Origin of the sequence: Nocardia sp. BSTN01, from assembly GCF_015354405.1 — a bacterium.
Taxonomy (GTDB): domain Bacteria; phylum Actinomycetota; class Actinomycetes; order Mycobacteriales; family Mycobacteriaceae; genus Nocardia.
The window spans coordinates 1-16,228 of the sequence record NZ_JADKYP010000012.1 but is presented as its reverse complement, the minus strand read 5'-3'; the positions used below and the strand labels follow the sequence as shown (position 1 = coordinate 16,228).

Here is a 16,228-nt window from a genome sequence, read left to right as displayed (position 1 = left end):
GTCAGCGCTGCCACTGCGGCGCCCCCGCGCCTGCGGCGGCTCGCAACGGAGCGGTGGCGAAGTCGGTGAGACCGCTGATCGGATCGATCGCCGCGGTGAATCCCAGCAGTTCGCGTGCCCGATCCGGCCCCGCGACGATATGGCGCACATCGCCGGGACGGAACTCGCCGGTCACCACCGGCTCGGGCCCGTCCTGCGCGCGAGCCAGGATCGCGGCCACCGCGCCGATGCTGATCGGATGTCCCGACGCGATATTGAGCGCCGTGAACCGGTCCAACGGCTGTTCCACGGCCCGCAGATTGGCCTCGGCGATATCGGTGACGTGCACGAAGTCGCGCATCTGTGCGCCGTCCTCGAAAACGCGCGGCGACGAACCCGCCTCGAGCGCCGACCGGAAGATCGCCGCCACACCGGAATACGGTGTGTCCCTGGGCATCTCGGGGCCATAGACGTTGTGATAGCGCAGCGCGGTCACCGTCGAGCCGGTGGCCGTGGCCCACGCCGCCGCATAATTTTCCTGCGCGAGCTTGCTGGCGGCATACAGGCTGCGCGGGTCCGATGCCGCATCCTCGGATATCGGCGCCCACTGCAGTGGCGCACCGGTGTCGGGATGGCGATGGTCGAATACGCCGCGCTCGAGGTCTGCGCGCCGGCGCGGCAACGGTGTCACCGCCACGGAATCGGCTGTGCGATAACGTCCTTCGCCGTACACCACCATCGACGACGCCAGCACCAACCGGCGGCAACCGGCCCGGTCCATCGCGGCCAGCAGCACCGCCGTTCCCAGATCGTTGTGACTGGCGTAAGCGGGGGCATCTTGAACAGTCACCCCCGCGCCCACCACCGCGGCCTGATGGCACACCACATCGATTCCCGGCAGCACACGGTCGAGCGCGTCCTGATCGCGCACATCGACGCGATGCACGCCCTGCGGCGGCCGAGCTCGTAGGCCGTGCGCCGCGCTGAGCATCGCATCGACCGCCACCACCTCGTGCCCCGCGTCGGTCAGCGCCCGCCACACATGAGATCCGATAAACCCGGCCGCGCCGGTCAGCAGAATCCGCATACCGAGATTCTGGCCACCGTCGGTGCCCGAGGCGGGGACGCGGCGCCACCGGTAAGCAAACCGTCACATTCGCACAGGGCGGATGCGACACCGGCGTGGAAGATCCCGAAACCGGGTGCACGCCGAACCTGCCACCGCAGCGGGGCCGCCGAGAATCGCGGCTGCCCTCGAACGCCGGCCCCACACTCCCCCGGCCACGATGCCGAAAGCCGACAATGCTTCGGCGGCGTTCATCAATCGGCCCGCGGTCCCCTGGTGCAGCGGCTCCGCCGACAATCCCATCCGGCGGCTCATCACCTCACCGGCAGCCAATTCCGTTGCGGCACCGAGGATCAAGGCGCGGCGCGCGGGGCCCGCCTCGTTCGTCGGCGAGGGCCAGGACCGCCAGTCCACCCGCCGCGGCGGCGGCCGAGCCTGCAACAGCCCTGACCTCGTGAGCAGCCGGCGCGGTCGCCCGATCGTCGCGGCAGAAACAGAGAGTCAGCTGGGCCGGTCCTGCCGCGTGAGTTTGGCGTTGAGATCGCGAGCTTCGGCGAGCTGGTCTTCGAGAATGATGATCCGGCACGCCGCTTCGAGGGGAGTGCCTTGATCGACGAGTTCGCGGGCGCGGGCGGCGATACGCAGCTGGTAGCGCGAGTAGCGGCGGTGCCCGCCGGCGGAGCGTTGCGGGGTGATCAGTTTCGCCTCGTCCAGGCTACGCAGGAACGCTTGGGTAGTGCCGAGCATGTCCGCGGCCCGGCCCATCGTGTAGGCGGGGTAGTCGTCGTCGTCGAACTTCTCGTTCGCGGTGGGTGATTCAGAAATCGTGCGGCCTCCATACGCCGAAGCGCCCCGGTGCCGTCCGGCACCGGGGCGCTGAAAGGGGGAATGTACTTGCGTCTTCCGACATGTAACCGAAACGCCGGCGATCACACGGAACAGACATGCTTCCGAGTGACCCGACGGGCAACTCCTCCCTTCTCCTCACGGGTTACTTCAACTTCCGTTCCACTTCATCTCTTGCCCGGCGGGCGACGAGACCGACGTACTTGCCGGTCCCGCAGCCGCGCCCGCCGTTTTCCTCTCACGGGCAGTTCGTCATCTCCCGTGCCATCTGGATACTTTCTTCACTACCTACAAGACAGAAGCTACCGCATCCATCGGCGAATGTCTACCGTCGCCACTACAGATTTTTTCGGTCCGTCGCAGCGGTGCACAACGAAAGCCCGTGGACGTCGCGCAGATTTCAGTGCACGGTCGTACTCTGAAAGCGTGAGCGATCGGCAGCAGTCGGAGATCGAGGCACTCGCCCGGTTGGCGGGCGACGAACTCGGCGGTGCTGTCGACGGGGTCGCCACGGTGCACCGCGCCATCTCCGATCACGTTTTCGCGGCCGTACGGAGAGGGGCCGGACCGGCCGCTCTGCCGGTGCAGGTGGTACACGACACCATCGCCGACAGCGTGTACCGGATCGTCAGCGATTCCGCGGTCTCGGCGGGCGTGCTGGCCGAACACGCCGCGACGCTCTCCGGAGTATCCGCCCCGTCGCGTACGGTTTTCGGGTCGGGCCTCCTCGCTGCCCTGCAGGGCTTGATCGGTGACACTCTCGCCCAGCAGCGGCCGATTCTCGCTTCCCCCATGGCATTTCGGTTCGACGGCGAACCGGTGGCGCCGGAACAGGTCGCGAAGCACATCACGAACCCGAGCGGTCGGGTCGTGATCTTCCTGCACGGTCTGGCGGAAACCGAACACGCGTGGCGTCTCGGCGGCAGACCGACCTATGCCGAACGACTCGAGGCCGATCTCGGCTGCACATCCCTTCAGGTGCGATACAACAGCGGTCTGCACATCTCCGAGAACGCCCGGCGACTGGACGATCTGTTACAGCGCCTCGTCGAGCACTGGCCGGTCGAGATCGAACAGTTGTCGCTGGTCGGCCATTCGATGGGTGGGCTCATCGCCCGTGGCGCCTGTTTCGACGCCGCCGAGGAGGGACGGTCCTGGATACGCCGGGTGCGCCAGATGGTCTGCCTCGGGTCACCTCATCTGGGTGCGCCGCTCGAGCAATTCGTCCATTACCTCTCCGCGGCGCTGGTCCGCGTCCCGGAGACCCGCCCGTTCGGACGACTGCTCCGCCGCCGCAGTGCGGGCATCCGCGATCTGCGTCAAGGTTCACTGGTCGATCAGGACTGGGACGGTGTGGACGCGGACGCCTTGCGCCGCCGAGCGATTCGCGAAATCCCCCTCCTCGAGGGCGCCGATCATTATTTCGTCACCGCGACCATCACTCGCAGCCCGCACCATCCCCTGGGCCGCGTCATCGGAGACGGTCTGGTGCTGACCACGAGCGGTTCGGGCCGAAATCGCGCCCGGCGCATCGGTTTCGACGACGACAACGGCATGCACCTGCCCGGGGCGAATCATTTCACGCTGCTCAACCACGAGGCAGTCTACGAAGCGTTGTCCCGCTGGCTGCGCGGCGAGCGCGAACAGAAGCCGCTACGTTCAGGCTGAGTCGGACGAACTCGAACCACCGCCAGGTACGCCGACCCTGTCAGAACTCGATGAGCTGTCTCGATGTGGCGTCGGTAAGCAAGCAAGGAGCGCCGTGAGCCTCAGCACCAGGATCCTGACGACCGCGATACAGGCAGCGGGCGCTCGTGCCCTGTCGATGCCCTCGGCATGGTGGTCGCCGCTGGCACCCGAACGCCCCGTCCTCGACGGCCAGCAACTCTCCCCGCGCCTGCACGTGTTGGCCACACTCGGAAAGCGCGAACTACTCGCCCGACGGCCCCCGTCACCGGCCACTCGAGCCCGCTTCGATGCCCTGACACGCATCGCCGGCGGCATCGACCACACCGATGTCGCTGTCACCACCATCCGGATGAGCAGTCCAGCCGGCCCGCTCAGCGCACGACTGTATGAACCCACTGAACTGCAGCGACCATGCGGCCTACTGGTTTACGCGCACGGCGGCGGCTGGCATCTGGGCAGCGCCGCCGGTTTCGACGCGCCCGCCCGACTCCTGGCCACGCGCGGCCGCGTCACAGTGCTGTCGGTCGACTACCGGCTCGCGCCCGAACATCCGTTCCCCGCGGCATTCGACGATGTCCTCGCGGCGTACCGATTCGCTGTCGATCACGCACCGGACTGGAGTGTCGATGGCACCCGGATCGCGATCGGCGGCGACAGCGCCGGCGGCAACCTGGCAGCGGCGGTCGCCCTGCATCTCGGTGCGGACTCTCGATATCGACCGGCTCTGGCTGTGTTGCTGTATCCGGTGGTCGACACGAGCATGGCTGGCTACCGATCCAGCGACCTGTTCGCTGTGCCCTTGGATCGCGGCTGCGTCGAACGAGCCCTGACCTGGTACGTCCCCGACCCGCACACCGCCGCCGACCCACGAGTGTGCGTGCTGCGCGCGCCGAATCTGAGCCGCATGCCCGACACGCACATCGTCACCGCCGGAATGGATGTCCTGCGTGATCAGGGCGAAGCCCTGGCCCATCGACTCGACGACCTCGCCGTACCGGTATCGCTCGAACGCTACGACAACCTGCCGCACGGATTCGCCACCCTGCTCGTGGATCCCAACGCACGCGCCGCCACCGAAGACATCGCTGATGCCGTCCGGGCGCGATTAGGCGAGCCCTACACCACCGACCAGTGAGGTATCGAACCGATGGCAGTGAGCGAGCATTCACCGTGGTCAACGGATTGTCCCGATCGGGTGTTCTCACCGCCGCGCAAGAACAGTTCCGCCGCCGCGAAAACGCTTGGTACGAGAGCAATCTCACCGATCCCGCAGTGAGCGAGGGCACAGTGATCTATGAAGACCGGCATCAAGTTGTTGTCGTTTCGCATCAGCATCGGCGCGCTCGCGAGAATACTCACCGCGCCCAGCGAATTCCGCGATGAAAAACCGCCGAATTCCACCATAAGTAGCACATCCGGCACGCCGAATTCGTCGGCCACTGAACCGGCACGTCGTCGCGTCACTACCGGGTCGATCAATCACAATGCTGCACATGACGGACACGGCCGTAAGCGGGTTGGCAACTCGGCGGGCAGACCGGGTTCACGATGCATCACAGCCCCGGGAGCGATTTCGACCCGATATCGAGGGCCTGCGCGCGGTCGCTGTCGTGGCGGTCGTGCTGTTCCATGCGGGAATTCCGGGTATAACCGGTGGATTTGTCGGTGTGGACGTCTTTTTCGTGATTTCCGGATTTCTGATCACCGGCATCCTGTGGCGGGAGATCAGAGCCGGCGGCACCATCGGGTTGGCCCGATTCTACGGCGCACGCGCGCGCCGGCTGCTGCCCGCGGCGGGCATCGTGGTGGTCGCCACCGCGATCGGCGCGGCGGTGCTGCTGCCGCCGCTGCAGGCGCGCCAGGTCCTCGGCGACGGGATCGCCAGCGCGTTGTATGTCGGGAACAATCGGCTCGCCCTGCGTGGCACCGACTACCTCGCGGCGAACGAGCCGCCTTCGCCGTTCGAGCACTTCTGGTCCCTCGGCGTGGAGGAACAGTTCTACCTGGTGTGGCCGGTACTCATCGTCGCGTCGGCGTGGTTCGTGCGGCGCCGCCGCACCGGATCGGCCGGGCCGCTTCCTTTCCTGACCATTCTCGCGATCGTCGCCGCGCTCTCGTTCACGATCTCACTGATCTGGACCGGCACGCTGCCGCCGTGGGCGTTCTTTTCGCTGCCCGCCCGGGCGTGGGAGTTGGCGGCCGGCGGCCTGGTGGCGCTCTCGGTTGTCGTGTGGTCGCGGTTGCCGCACTCGGTGGCCGCGCCGGCCGGATGGATCGGTTTGGTTATGGTCGTCGTTGCTTGCACCCACTTCGACGGCAGGACACCGTATCCCGGCAGCGCGGCCTTGATTCCCGTCGCGGGCACCGCTCTGATGATCGTATCCAGTTGTGCCGGACCACGTTTCGGGGTCGGCCAGCTGCTGACCCGCGGTCCGGTACGGGCGATCGGAGGCGTGTCCTACACCTGGTACCTGTGGCATTGGCCGGTGTTGCTGCTGGCACCGCATATGCTGGGCCATCCGCTCGGGCGAGTCGGCGCCATCGGTGCGCTCATGATGGCCGGCGGGCTTGCTCTGCTCACTCAGTGGACCATCGAGAATCCGGTCCGCTTCGCGGCACCGTTGCGGAACTCGGCCGCGCGCAGCCTCGCCTGCGGCTTCGCCTGCACCGCACTGGCCACCACCGCGGCACTCGTCCTGCTCTCCCTCGTCCCCGCCCCGGTCGGGCACGGCGTGGCGGCACCGTCCCTCGTCCTCACCGCACCCCACGACTCGGCCACACCCGCCGCCGACCCTCGAGACGAGGCGGTCCAGCAGCTGATGACACAAGCGCAATCCGCGGTCGCCGCTTCGGCCGACATCCGTGCTGTTCCATCGAATCTCACCCCTTCGCTGGACAACGCGCCCGGCGACAAGGCCGACGTGTTCACCAACGGCTGTGTCCGCTCGTGGCGCGAGGTCGGCCAGGCCGAATGCGCCTCCGGTGATCCGGACTCGTCCACCACGGTGGCCTTGGTGGGCGATTCCCATGCGGCGATGTGGAATCCGGCGCTCGAACCGATCGCCGAGGCGCGGCACTGGCGGCTGGAAACGATGGCCAAGGTCACCTGCCCCCTGCTGGACCTGCCCATCACGAGCCCGTACCTGGACCGGGAGTACACCGAATGCGAGCAGTGGCGCGGCCAGGTGCTCAACCGGCTGCGCAACGAGCACCCGCGGTTGATCGTGGTGGGCATGTCCCGACGCTACGGCGCCGATTTCGGCTTCGTCTCCTACGATCGAGCCTGGGTCGACAGCCTGGCCCGCCTCGTTTCCGAGCTGCGCGCGATCGGTTCGGCGGTTCTCGTTCTCGGCCCGATCCCCGATCCCCACACCACGGTGCCGACCTGTCTGTCCGAACACCTCGACGATGCCACCGCATGCGCACCCGCGCGCCCGGCCGGGGTGAACGACGCCGGCGTCTCGGCCGAGCGGGCCGCGGCCACGGCCGGTGGCGGCGAGTACGCCGATCTCACCTCGATGTTCTGCACTGCCGGCCGCTGCCCCGTCATCGTCGGCAATACTCTGGTGTACCGCGACGACAATCACCTGACCGTCAGCTACGCCCAGACCCTCGGACCGGCGATCGGCGCCCTCACCGACGGCGCCCTCGCCCACGGCTGAGGGGCATCGGAATTCCACTGTGGCATCGGACGTCGGTTCTGCCAGTGCCGTCAGCCCGCCCGGCTCTCAGGGGAGGGTGGTGGCGAACATGAAGTTCCACAGTCGATCTCGCAGGTCCTCGCCGGCCGCGCCGGACGGCCACTGATGCAACTGACCGTTTTCCACCCGGTATTGCACGGAGGTCCCGCTCCGGCACGGTCCGTAGCCGGCCGTCGTGCCGAAGGCGTCGCTGGACTGGGCCGGCCGGACGGGGCAGCCGTCGCGATTCACCCATGCGCCGACGTTGGCCACACCGGCTGCCGGATCGGAGATCGGGTCGATCTGTCCCTGGGCGATGGCGACGGAGATCGGTCGAGCGGGTTGGCAGGGCGACCCGGGACTGGGCATCAGCAGGGTCGGGTTGGGAAGGGTGGGATCGCCGCCCTCCCAAGAGGTTACGTCCGCGAAGACGTCGGAGGCGTCGCACGCCATCCGCTGCGACATGATGCCGCCGTCGGACCAGCCGCTGCTGTATACGCGCCCGGGGTCGACGCACCACGTCGCCTCGATGTCGGCGACGACCGAACGGAGGAACCGGACGTCGATCGAGCCCTGCTGAAACTCCCAATCATTGCCCACCAGACCGTTACCGGGGTCCAGCGGTAGATTGTTGGCGTTGCCCTGCGGGTAGGCGACGATGAAGTGGTGCGCGGCCGCGTAGGGAGTCCAGCCCGAGACCTGCTCGAAATCGGCTGCGTTGCTGGCATTTCCGTGCTCGGCGAGCAGCAGCGGCACCGAGTGTCCGGCCAGGCCGGCGGGAACGTCGAGCCGATAGATTCGGTGACCGATCGTTCGTACGACGGTGCCGGCCGTCGGTGCCAGGCTGCACTGCGCCGCGGTGGGACGAACTCGGCTTCGATCGGCTTGTGCCACATGCGCAATCTGCGATGACGCGACGACTGCGGCGATGGCGGCCACTGCCGCGGCGAGGTGAATTGCGATAGCGCGCATACTTTCCCATCCTCGAGACGGCGATGGGCAGCAGCCTACTGTGGCCATGGTTTTCCATAGCGGTAAACGGTTGAATCGGTTCGCCTCGGCCTGCGCGAACGAATCCGGTGGACACACTGCTGGGCTCGGAGGCTACGACGGCCTCCGAGCCCAGCATGACGCCTCTTTCATCACATCCAGCTCACGCGCAGGCGAGCGAACGGGCGATCGGCGAGGCGCGGCGCGCTTACCGGAGTGCGCGGCCGCGGCCGGTGACCATACCGACCAAGAACAACAAGACCACCGCGCCGCCGAGGCAGGTGAAGAAACTGAACCACAATCCTCCGCCCTCGACATCGACGCCGAACAGTTTCAGCAGGAAACCGCCGATGAAGCCGCCGATCACGCCGACCACAATATTGAGCAGAATGCCCTGCTGAGCATCGGTTTTCATGATCTTGCCAGCCAGCCAGCCCGCCAATCCACCGATGATGATCCAACCGATGATTCCCAGTCCCAACATCGTGTCTCCTCTTTCGAACGTCGAAACGCTCCCCATCCGAGCGTGCTCGACGCCGATATACCCCGCATCCCGGCAACCAACCAACCGACATCGAGAACACCAAACTCTTTCCCGTGCTGAAGGTTTCGAAAGTCTGTCCGCGTCTATGCCGCAGAAAACCGGCGCGTTCGACGATGGTGAGCGAGGAGGACTGCATGACACTCGATGGCGCCCACGGGCAGCTGATCTTCTCGATCTGCGTCGGCTTGCTGGGCATCGCCGCGATCGCCATTTCCATCTCCCGCGGACTGAGGGAAATCCGCAGGGCGCGCGAGAAGACAACTGACCGGACGCGGCGGTGCCCATCGCCGGATCGACTGCCCCGCGCATCGGGTGACCGAGCTGTGCCGTCGAAGACCACCTCACCACCTGCCGCCGATGCCCGGCCGCGGTAGCCGAACAGCGGTGAGCTCGAAATCGCCGGCTGCCGCTCCCCGGGAAAGCCGGGACCGCTGGCCGCTGCCTCGACACCGGCAACGTCGTAGCGTAGAGAGGGCGGGCGGCAGGAAATTACTTCGAAAAATGTGAACCTGGGACACCCGCTGTTTCGTACTTGCTGGATAGGACGAAGGATAGAAGGGCAAGCTTCTCACCAACGAGCACAACGGCGAGTTGCGGCAGGGAGTGCCATGAGCAATCTCGGACAGCAAGCCATCGTCTGCGGTGCGAGTATGAGCGGGCTGCTGGCCGCCCGGGTGCTGTCGGACTTCTACGACGAGGTCACACTCATCGAGCGGGACCCGCTGCCGGACGGTCCTGAGCAGCGTCGCGGTGTGCCCCAGGCGCGGCACTTTCATGCTCTGCTGAGCACGGGATCGAATGTCCTGGGCCAGCTGTTTCCTGGCCTACTCGATGAACTCGTCATCGCAGGCGCGAACGTTCTCGCCAATGAACCATCGCGTGTCTATGTCCGGTTGGGCCGGCATGAACTCGGCGGTTCGGACAAATATGCCGACCCGGCCGCGCTGGTCGTCTATCAACCCAGCCGGCCATTTTTGGACTCCCATGTCAGGCGGCGCGTCCGCGCCATCGAGAACGTGAGAATCCTGGACAGTCATGGTGTCGTCGAGCCGATGACCGACCGCGCCCGCCGGGTCACGGGTGCCCGGGTGGTCAACCGCTACACGGGTGAGGAAACCGGGCTGAAGGCCGAACTGGTGGTCGATGCGATGGGTCGCTCCGGGCACACCCCGGCGTTTCTCGACAGCCTCGGCTGCGAGCGACCGATCGAGCAGAGCTATCCGGTACATCTGAGCTACGCCAGCCAATTTCTGCGGGTTCCCGCTGACGTGGTCGGCGACAAATTGGGCTTCTCGGTCAGCCCGGTGCCCGAACGACCGGTCGGGGTGGTGGCCGTGGCCTACGAGCACGACACCTGGATCCTGACCTTGTTCGGCGTGGATGGGCACAAACTTCCCCATGATCTGTCCGGCGTCATCGAATGCGCCGCGCAATTCGCGCCGCCTTCGCTGATCGCCGCGCTGCGGTCCGCCGAGCCGCTCGGCGCGATGTCTGCGCAGCATTACCCGGCCAGCACATGGAGACGCTACGACAAGATGCGGCGATTCCCGGCGGGGCTGCTGGTGATGGGCGATGCGATCTGCAGCTTCAACCCGGTCTATATGCAGGGCATGACCATGGCCGCGCTGCAGGCCGTGACGCTTCGCAACTGCTTGACCGATCGCGACACAGACGTGAGTCGACGATTCTTCACGGCGACTGCCAAGCAGATCGGCCCGGTGTGGCGCGGTAATCGGTTCACCGATTTCACCGTGTCCCAGGGAGATGGTTGGCGCCGGGCGCCGAGACGCTTGGTGAACTGGCCCATAGACAAGGCACAGGAAGCCGCCGCGAACGATCCGGCGGTCGCCGAAGCGGTCCTTCGGGTGATGCACTTCGTCGACCCACCCGCCCGGCTCGCGCGGCCCTCGTTCCTGATGCGGCTGGTCGCGGCCAACCGCCGAGCAAGAATGACGACGAAGCGGCAGAAAGGTGGCATCGCGGAGGGCAGGGTGAACGACAGGGCCACCGACATGTTCGACATCGACCGCATGCCGCGCGGTGGACCGGATGCGTCATGGCTGGACCGGCGGTTGCAGACCGATCGCCTGGAGTACCTCGATCGCGACGACGTCGAACGTCGCAAGCGCAGCATAATCCGCTCTCTGGACCGCGGCGAAAGGCTCTTCGGGATACACCGGAGGCTCGCGCGCATCGCGCTCGACGAGGTCACCGGCGTGCGCGATCCCCAGATCCTCGAACTCGGCTCCGGCCACGGTGGGCTGTCGCGCGCCCTGCTGACGATGCATCCCACCGCCCGCGTCACGGTCACCGACATCGAGCCCGCATCCGTAGCCGCCATCGAAGCCGGTGACCTGGGCAGTCATCCGCGGGCCACCGTGCGGGAGATGGACGCCACCGCCATCGACGCGCCCGACGGGTACTACGACCTCGCCGTATTCGCGCTGTCGCTGCACCATCTGCCACCACCGCTCGCCGCCCGAGTGTTCGCAGAAGGCACCCGCGCCGCCGATAAATTGCTGATCATCGACTTGTCGCGTGCGCCTTCGTTCCTGCACCTCGTCATGGTGGCGTTGGCACTGCCGTTGACGATCATTCCGTACTGGCACGACGCGTTGATCAGCTCGTTGCGCGCCTATAGCCCGTCGGCGCTGCGTGCGTTGGCCCGCTACGCCGACCCGGCGATCACCCTCGAACTGCGCAGGCAGGCGCCCGTTCTCCCCGGAAGCCCGCAGATCGCGGTGGCCGTCCGGCACCGACGTAGGGGAGCCCAGATCCTGTCCTGACTTCTGATGTGTTGCAATCCCGTTCGGCGTAGTGTGCTCGTGAGGCCACATCGAAGGTGGCTCCCCGCGAGCGTCCACGGCAGCTCCCCAGACGATAGGGGCCGGACGCGTGGATATTCGATTGAACCGATCGGCATCGAGGCCCGTGACCACGAGCATGGGTGCAGTGCGTGTTATCGCCATCACCGCTACAGCCGGCACGAGATCATCTGATCGGTCGTCGGGTTGCCGGAATGTGAAGCCTCGAGGACATACGAGGAATTCGTCATCATGCTCAACTACGGTGCTCAACTGGAGGTTCTGGGGTCGCTGACCGCCGCTCAAAGGTCGATATGGGCTGCCCAACAACTCCGGCCCGAAGTCCCTTACAACGTGGCCGCTTTCCTGACGATCGATCACGATGTCGACGCCGAAAGGCTCATGGTCGCGTGCGAATCGGCGGCAACCCGGTTCGGCACACCCTGCGCGCGGCTGTCCCTCGACGACGGCGAACCGGTCTTCATCGTCGACCGCTCGTTTCCGCACACCCTCCGTTGTATCGATCTGCGCGCCGAAAGCGACCCGGAATCCGCTGCTCACGACTGGATGGACAACGACTATCACCGGCCGTTCGATGTGACCCGTGACCGACTCACCGACTTCGTACTGCTGCGCATCACCGACGATCAGTCGTACTTCTACCTGCGTACACACCACGTTCTCTTGGACGGGTACGGCGCCGATAATCTGATGCGGCACATCGCGGCCGTCTACTCGGGAGCCACGCCGGTTACCGGCGAAGTCGACTTCTCCGAGTTGGACCTCATCCGCACCGCGGATCGGAAGTATCAGCAGTCTTCGCGCAGCCGGGCCGATGCCGAGTACTGGAAAACTGTTCTGCGTGAACCTCTCGACATCACCGACCTGGGCGGGACGCGGAGGCCGGTGGCGCCGCGCCACCCGCTGATACGGGAACTGGTGTGCCCGCATCGAGTCGAGGAGAACCGGCATGTCCGCTTCGATGTCGCAAGGATTGTCGCGACAGTAGCGGTGTTCATCGCGAAAACCACAGGACAGCAACACGTCTCGTTGTCCCTGCCGGTTTCGGCACGTACGACCGCGGCACTGAAACGGTGTACGGGCATGGTGTCGAACATGGTGCCACTGCTCATCGATGTCCATGACGACGACACCATCGGCGCACTGAGCGATCGGGTGGCGAAGGCCATGATCAGTGCGTTGCGGCATCAACAGTTCCGGCGCTGGCCGGATCTGACCGCACAGGCAACCCGAACCGACATGAACATCGAATTCGGCCCGGCGATCAACATCCTCGACTTCGCCGCCCCGCTTCGTTTCGGGCCTTCCGAAGTGACGTACAACGTCTTGACCACCTATCCCATCCAAGACTGCGCGATCAACATCTATCCGCAGCTGGGTGACGGCACGCCGCGAATTCAGTTCACGTGGAATCCGGAGCGGTACGCCGTCGACGACATCGCCAGTCACATAAGCCGGCTGGAAATGCTTGTCGACCACCTTCTGGTGGCGGATTCGTCGGTGACGGTGGGCGAGGTGTCGCTGCTGGCCACCGGTGAACGCGATCTGGTGTTGTCGGGGTGGTCCGGTGCGCGAGTGGCGGCGCCGGTCGGGTTGGCGCCGCAGTTGTTGGCTGCGGCGGTGGCGGCCTGCCCGGACGCGCCGGCGGTCGTCGACGGCGCCCGGGAGGTGTCGTATCGCGAGCTCGACCAGTGGTCGACGAGATTGGCGCGGGTGCTGATCGAGGCGGGCGTGGGTCCGGAGCGCGCGGTGGGTGTGGCGATGGATCGCTGCCTGGAGTTGGTCGTGGCCTGGTGGGCGGTGGCCAAGGCCGGCGGGGTGTATGTGCCGCTGGACCATGCCCATCCGGTCGAACGGATCACCACGGTGCTGGACGCGGTGGGGGCCGTATGCGTAGTGGCTCGCGGCACCGACACGGTAGCCGGGGCCGCGGCGCGTCCGGTCCTGCGCATCGACGCTCTGGATGTGTCCGGACGGTCCGCGGCGGCGATCACCGACGCCGATCGGGCGTCCGAGCTGCGGGTGGACAACATCGCGTACGTGATGTTCACCTCGGGCTCCACCGGCGCGCCCAAAGGCGTGGCGGTCAGCCACGCCGGTCTGCCGGGGCTGGCCGCGGCGCAACGGGCGGTGTTCGGGTTGGGCGCGGACGCGCGTGTTTCGATGGTGGCCGCGCCGACCTTCGATGCGTCGATCTTCGACATGTTGTGGGCGGTCGGATCGGCCGCGACCTTGGTGGTGGCACCGCCGCGGGTGTATGCCGGAGAGGCGTTGACCGCGTTCCTGCAGGACCAGCGGGTCAGCGCGGCGGTGCTGACCCCCACCGTGCTGTCGTCGCTGGATCGGTCCCGGCTCGACCGGGTGGGCACGGTGATCACCACCGGCGAGGCCTGCCCGGAGGAGTTGGTGGCCGTCTGGGCGCCGGGACGGCGGATGTTCAACGGCTACGGCCCCAGCGAGACCACCATCGGCGCCACGCTTGCGCCGGTATCGGCGGGGCAGCCGGTCAGCATCGGCACTCCGATCCCCGGGATATGCGCGCTGGTGCTCGACGCGCGGCTGAACCCCACCCCGGTCGGGGTGGTGGGCGAGCTGTATCTGGGTGGGCCCGCGCTGGCGCGCGGCTATGTGGGCCGAATGGAGTTGACCGCGGAACGGTTCGTGGCCAACCCGTACGGGGAGACCGGGGCGCGGGTGTATCGCACCGGCGACCTGGTGCGCTGGACCTCCACCGGCACCCTGGATTACGTGGGCCGCGCCGACACCCAGATCAAGCTGCGCGGCCAGCGCATCGAGCTGGGTGAAATCGAGAACACGCTACTGGCCTGCCCACAGGTCACCCGGGCCGCCGCGACCGTGCACCAGAGCGCCACCGGCACGCACCTCATCGCCTACGTCATCCTCGATCACACCACCACCGATCGCGATGCCGAGATCGTCGAACAGTGGCGACACATGAACGACGAGTTGTACGGCGCCGAGGTGGCGGCGGCGGGGTTCGGCATGGATTTCCGGGGCTGGAACAGCAGCTACACCGATGATCCGATTCCGCTCGAGGAGATGATGGAGTGGCGTTCGGCCACCGCGGATCGGATCCTCACCCTGCGGCCGCGGCGAGTATTGGAGATCGGTGTCGGCTCCGGGCTGGTGTTGTCACAGATCGCCCCGTGGTGTGAGCACTATGTTGCCACCGACGTGTCGGCGGTGGCGATCGACAATATCGCGCGCTCGCTCGAGCAGATGCGGATCCCGTGGCGTGACCGAGTCCAGTTGCTGACCCAGCCGGCGCATGGCACCGAGGCACTGCCGCGAGGCTACTTCGACACGATCATTCTCAACTCGGTGATCCAGTACTTCCCCGACAGGGATTATCTGACCGAGGTCATCGACACCGCCCTGGATCTGCTGGCCCCCGGTGGGGCGATATTCATCGGCGACGTCCGCAACCACACTCTGCAGGCCGCGTTCCACACCGCGGTCACGCTGGCCCGCACCGCCACCACCGACGCCGCCGAGGTCCGCCGGCGAGTCCAGCTCGCCCTGCTCGGCGAACCCGAATTGCTGCTCGCCCCAGAGTTCTTCACCAGTTGGGCCGCCGGCCATTCGTCGGTGGCCGGACTCGACATCCAGGTGAAACGCGGATCAGCCGACAACGAACTCACTCGGTACCGGTACGACGTCATCGTCCACACGACGCCGACGCCGGTCCGCTCGTTGGCCACGGTACCCACTCGGACGTGGACCCGATTCGCAGGGCTGCGCGCGCAGCTGATCTCCGAACATCCCACCGCCGTGCGCATTACCGACATCCCCCGTACCGGACTGATCACCGATGTCCTCATCGAACGCGCCCTGGCCGACGGGCTGTCCCCAGCCGACGCACTCGCGCGAGCCGACGCCACCTCCGACACCACTACCCCCGAACAACTGCACCGCGTGGGCGAAACCGCCGGATATCAGGTCGCCGTCACCTGGGGCACCCGCCCCGGCACGCTCGATGCCGTTTTCCTCGCCCCCACCGACGCCCACCGCCGGCACGTCCCACCGCTGACCGACCTGTACCTGCCTGCCACCGGAGAGCATCGAATCACCGTTCACGCCAACGACCCCCACCGCGATATCGACATCGCCGCCATCCGTGAGCGGTTGAGCTCGTGGTTACCCGAGTACATGGTGCCGGCGCAGATTGTGGTACTCGACGAGTTCCCGCTGACCTCGTCGGGCAAAATCGACCGTCAGACGTTGCCGGCACCGATGTTTGCCGCTGCGCCCTTCCGGGCGCCACAGACTCGGGCCGAGAAGATCATCGCCGAGGCGTTCGCGGAGGTATTGGGCCGAGACCGAGCGGGACTCGATGACGATTTCTTCGCCCTCGGTGGAAACTCGTTGACCGCTACCCGGGTGAGCGCGCGGCTGCAGCTCGCGCTGGGCAGAGAAGTGCCGGTCCGGTATCTGTTCGACGCGTCCACGGTCGAGGGTCTCGCCGACTACCTGAACCGGCATCGTGGCGGCCCCGCTCAGTCGACGCTGCGGGTTGTGCCGCGCCCGGAGCGGGTTCCGTTGTCGTATGCCCAGCAACGACTCTGGTTCATCGATCAACTCCAAGGCG

The 16,228-nt window shown here is 66.6% G+C and carries 10 protein-coding genes; 5 read left to right on the top strand and 5 right to left on the bottom strand.

What is annotated here, in order from left to right:
* Position 1 precedes the first annotated feature (1 nt).
* Positions 2-1,066 (bottom strand): NAD(P)-dependent oxidoreductase, encoded by a 1,065-nt coding sequence (locus tag IRT45_RS12825; RefSeq protein ID WP_194806071.1) that lies wholly within the window; start codon positions 1,064-1,066, stop codon positions 2-4.
* Between the two features lie 480 nt (positions 1,067-1,546).
* Positions 1,547-1,810, bottom strand: coding sequence for a MerR family transcriptional regulator (locus tag IRT45_RS12820; RefSeq protein WP_194806160.1), 264 nt, complete (start codon positions 1,808-1,810; stop codon positions 1,547-1,549).
* A 507-nt stretch (positions 1,811-2,317) separates the two neighbouring features.
* Between IRT45_RS12820 and IRT45_RS12815 the strand changes: the two genes are divergently transcribed.
* On the top strand, positions 2,318-3,559 hold the full coding sequence (locus IRT45_RS12815; RefSeq protein ID WP_309240922.1) for an alpha/beta fold hydrolase: 1,242 nt from the start codon (positions 2,318-2,320) through the stop codon (positions 3,557-3,559).
* A 94-nt stretch (positions 3,560-3,653) separates the two neighbouring features.
* Entirely contained in the window at positions 3,654-4,715 is a 1,062-nt protein-coding gene (locus IRT45_RS12810) for an alpha/beta hydrolase (protein ID WP_194806069.1), read from the top strand.
* Here the strand turns inward: IRT45_RS12810 and IRT45_RS12805 are convergent.
* On the bottom strand, positions 4,697-5,020 hold the full coding sequence (locus tag IRT45_RS12805; RefSeq protein WP_194806068.1) for a hypothetical protein: 324 nt from the start codon (positions 5,018-5,020) through the stop codon (positions 4,697-4,699). The genes IRT45_RS12810 and IRT45_RS12805 overlap by 19 nt on opposite strands.
* A gap of 44 nt (positions 5,021-5,064) precedes the next feature.
* Here IRT45_RS12805 and IRT45_RS12800 point away from each other — a divergent pair, with 44 nt between their 5' ends.
* Complete coding sequence (locus IRT45_RS12800; protein ID WP_194806067.1) at positions 5,065-7,242, top strand: acyltransferase family protein; 2,178 nt, start codon at positions 5,065-5,067, stop codon at positions 7,240-7,242.
* Positions 7,243-7,308: 66 nt separating this feature from the next.
* On the opposite strand, the gene IRT45_RS12795 is transcribed toward IRT45_RS12800, so the two are convergent.
* Both IRT45_RS12795 and IRT45_RS12790 read right to left on the bottom strand, forming a co-directional pair.
* On the bottom strand, positions 7,309-8,232 hold the full coding sequence (locus IRT45_RS12795) for a PHB depolymerase family esterase (RefSeq protein ID WP_194806066.1): 924 nt from the start codon (positions 8,230-8,232) through the stop codon (positions 7,309-7,311).
* A 226-nt stretch (positions 8,233-8,458) separates the two neighbouring features.
* Complete coding sequence (locus tag IRT45_RS12790) at positions 8,459-8,734, bottom strand: GlsB/YeaQ/YmgE family stress response membrane protein (protein ID WP_194806159.1); 276 nt, start codon at positions 8,732-8,734, stop codon at positions 8,459-8,461.
* A 2,072-nt stretch (positions 8,735-10,806) separates the two neighbouring features.
* Here IRT45_RS12790 and IRT45_RS12780 point away from each other — a divergent pair.
* Together IRT45_RS12780 and IRT45_RS12775 are read left to right on the top strand one after the other, a co-directional pair.
* A complete protein-coding gene (locus IRT45_RS12780; RefSeq protein ID WP_228534269.1) occupies positions 10,807-11,580 on the top strand; it encodes a class I SAM-dependent methyltransferase in 774 nt (257 codons plus the stop codon).
* A 270-nt stretch (positions 11,581-11,850) separates the two neighbouring features.
* A partial coding sequence (locus IRT45_RS12775) for a non-ribosomal peptide synthetase (protein ID WP_194806064.1) occupies positions 11,851-16,228 on the top strand: 4,378 nt, incomplete at its 3' end.

Excerpts from the sequence above, each read along its gene's own strand:
- IRT45_RS12790 (WP_194806159.1), bottom strand. The coding sequence starts at position 8,734 with ATGTTGGGACTGGGAATCATCGGTTGGATCATCATCGGTGGATTGGCG.
- IRT45_RS12795 (WP_194806066.1), bottom strand. The coding sequence starts at position 8,232 with ATGCGCGCTATCGCAATTCACCTCGCCGCGGCAGTGGCCGCCATCGCC.
- IRT45_RS12825 (WP_194806071.1), bottom strand. The coding sequence starts at position 1,066 with ATGCGGATTCTGCTGACCGGCGCGGCCGGGTTTATCGGATCTCATGTG.
- IRT45_RS12780 (WP_228534269.1), top strand. The coding sequence starts at position 10,807 with ATGTTCGACATCGACCGCATGCCGCGCGGTGGACCGGATGCGTCATGG.
- IRT45_RS12820 (WP_194806160.1), bottom strand. The coding sequence starts at position 1,810 with ATGGGCCGGGCCGCGGACATGCTCGGCACTACCCAAGCGTTCCTGCGT.
- IRT45_RS12800 (WP_194806067.1), top strand. The coding sequence starts at position 5,065 with ATGCTGCACATGACGGACACGGCCGTAAGCGGGTTGGCAACTCGGCGG.